Origin of the sequence: Belliella filtrata (genome assembly GCF_022549775.1) — a bacterium.
GTDB classification, from domain to species: Bacteria; Bacteroidota; Bacteroidia; order Cytophagales; family Cyclobacteriaceae; genus Belliella; species Belliella filtrata.
In genome coordinates, this window is sequence record NZ_JAKZGP010000122.1 from 1 (window position 1) to 3,263 (window position 3,263).

Here is a 3,263-nt window from a genome sequence, read left to right on the forward strand (position 1 = left end):
GATAGTGATATAATTATAAATACACAGTTTTTTTAAAATGATATGTTCCCTAATTTCTAATACAAATAATATCATTAATAGAAAGAAAAGATTAATTTTTTAATATTCATTTTTGAGATATTGATTTTTGTAAAAATCTCAATAGTGAATCATCTTGAACAACATCTTGCTTACTAAATCAATCTCACAAGTTAATGAGTAGAATTTGTAACATATCAGTTCCACCAAAAGATATTTTCACAAATTTTAATAAATAAATAGATATAAACAATACCTAGTTCTAGGTATTGTTTATATCAGATATTAATCGTATCTATCTGAATTTTAATAGTCTAATCAGACTTGTTTTCAAATACATAAAACTGTTTAATGAATTAATAAAAAAATCACTTGATTTATACCACTTTAATACTACCAAATTTAATTTCATCTAACCACTTAAAAAAATAGAATATTTCTTTTGAAAAATTTTATTTTAAAGAAAATTCATGTTCTATATCTAAAAACATGACCATATCAACATACTATTTCTATGGAAAACTAAAAAAATCTAGGTAAATTCTTTTGCTTTTTAATTCATTATTCTTTCGTTTTAGAAACTTGACCAACACCAAATCTCAAGGTGCCTACTTAATTATTATAAATTTAAATAGCATTTAGCTGTATACATGAAAATCTTGTCACTTCCTGAAAACTATATCATACAATCCAAACAATTCAGTCCTCTTCCTACGATATTGTTTAAGCTCTGAAGGTACTTCCTTCCAACCTTCCCTTGGAACTTCAATTGCAATAGAATCTGGAACAGGATAATAAAATAAAGCTTTTGACAAATCTACTTTATCCTTAGCAAACTCAACAATATATCTATCCCTGACTTTTACTTTATAGTCCCCAATTCCTGTCCCTCCTTCGTGATTTCGACCTTTGTGTGAATAGCTATATTTAACCACAGTACCCGATTTCAATCCTGTTTGTTTATTTTCAACAATACCAATAGTATACAACTTGTCATAAGAATTGTAATATAAGCTCCAACTTATAAATGCTAACAATCCTAACAATAAACCTAAATAAAGTTTTTGTTTATCACTCATCTTTTACCCCTTCCTTAATACCAGTTCCAACCGTATTTCGAATTGGACTATTGAAATTATTGATTACATTAATAACGCCCTTATCTACACCTGCAGAACTCATAGCATCTATGTGCCATTTATTACCAAACCCTATCAAAATATCTGTAGCAAATTGGCTTTTATTCTTTCCAAACCCAATCATCGAAAACTCACCTGAAGAAGTAAAATCAAAAGTAGCCATCAAGACAAAACCATACTTACTGCCCATCCCTGCAAATCCAATATCAGCGAAATCTATTTGGGATAGGTTTCCACTATATAAAAGACTGTTTCCTGCTTGCCATAAACTTTCTATCCCCATGTCCCCTAGCACTTTTGTCCCTAAAGTTTGAACCATATTCTCTATCAAAATAGGACTAGCAGCTACAGCTATCATAGAACCTGTTACCCCATAAGCCACCATTGCTTTTATTCCATCCATGTAGTCTGAATTTTTTGCAGTAATGTATTCGCCCTCGCTGAAATGGAGTTTTTGTCCGCGATTCATGAGATCATGGGCAGCGTTTAAGCCTTTGTTTTTGGCTGTCAGTCCCAAGTTTCTTTTAATTGGATTATTACTTGAAATATATGAAAACAAAGTAATACTATTATTTGAACCACTTCTGGATAATCTTGTTGCCGTAACTATTATCTCAGGCAACTCAGTGCAATTTTCACATTCATCACCTTTTCCTGACAATCCTGTTGGATCTTTGAACTTCAACGGATTATTAAAACTAAATACCATTGGACTGATTGAAGTAAACATATCTGAAAGCTTGTCTAAACCTTGAAACCTCCCCAAAACTGGATCGTAAAGTCTATTCGGTGTCCAATATAGATTCAAGTTGTTTTCACTTATCCACTCACTTCCTTCATTAAACTTGAACTTTTGCCCAACCCCACTCGGTGCTGAATAGGAATTAAACGACATTCCAAATGGATAGTAGTCATCCTTTTGGACTATGTTGGTGTTGGTATGGGTTACCTTGAAGTCATCAAAGAACACTTCAACGGGAGTTGGATTCTCGTTGGAGAAGTAAATATACACATATCCTGGTTTTTGTATTGTGATTTGGATCGTTTTTACGAGTTCATGCGGAACATTTGTTCCCGTCTCTCTGGCTGCTAAAGTTACTGATTTGAAAGTGCTCTGATTTGGCTGAAACTGATAGTTTTGGTCAAAGACCAGTACATTCAGGTATGCCTTAGGCCCTGTGGAGTTGTCACTTCCATAACCCATCAAGCCTGCAAAGGGCATCGGGTTAGTTCCAGCCGTGGCTCCATCTATCACTACACTTGAGGCATTGTTTGCCAAATTGGTGATCAGCTGCGCAAAGGCTGACCCCGGGGTTCCTGTGGTACTCGGATCCAGGTACTTCACATAAACTTCCGCATCTATTTTATCTCCAGGCTTCACTGCAAGGGATTTAGCTAATCCATGCTTTGAATTCCCTACTCCAGTAAGCCTGACTGAAAATGAATTTCCAGACCCTGAAGTTCTGTTAAATATTGGGGAGTCGATTCTCCCACCCTGCAAGCTGGCCCCTCGCTAAAAATGTCCAGTGGACATTTTCTTTACGCTCAGTCCTCCCGTACCTGCTGAAATAATTGTTCTCATAGGTACTTGATGCATTCTCGAATTTTGCCAGATATTGATCTATATCATGCTGTGTCTTGAAAGTCGTCCTAACATTACCCAAGTGGTCTTTCAGATGGTACTGGTACTCATAGTTCTGGAATGTACCCGAAGCATTTCTTTTGGCTACTCCTTATCGCAATCTGGCTCAAGCTTACATTAGATTCTAAATTCCCATTAACAGACCTTTAGATTTCTCGAACATTACGTCACTACTTAAAATATCACAGTCAATATACTTTCATAATACCAAGTCTTGGACTGATGTTCACAATGATAAATCAAAAAAAACGAATTCAAGAGATGATGCTTTTCCTCTAAGATAATTAGCAAATTTCCCTTCTTTTATAGATCTCACAAAATTATTCTATTTAGGTTTTATGAATATACGGAACTTTGCCAGTAGCCAAATTAAATATTGACACTTAGTGTCAATGGTTTGATTAGGAGGATTGAAATGGTTTAATTGTGATCAAATATAAAATACTGATCATGAATATACTTAA

Annotated in this window: 2 protein-coding genes; both read right to left on the reverse strand. The window is 34.4% G+C overall.

The window, feature by feature from the left end; all coding sequences use genetic code 11:
* Positions 1–680 precede the first annotated feature (680 nt).
* Complete coding sequence (locus MM239_RS20625; protein WP_241350220.1) at positions 681–1,097, reverse strand: hypothetical protein; 417 nt, start codon at positions 1,095–1,097, stop codon at positions 681–683.
* Positions 1,090–2,658 (reverse strand): RHS repeat domain-containing protein, encoded by a 1,569-nt coding sequence (locus tag MM239_RS20630; protein ID WP_241350221.1) that lies wholly within the window; start codon positions 2,656–2,658, stop codon positions 1,090–1,092. The genes MM239_RS20625 and MM239_RS20630 overlap by 8 nt, the downstream gene beginning before the upstream one ends.
* Between the last annotated feature and the right edge of the window lie 605 nt (positions 2,659–3,263).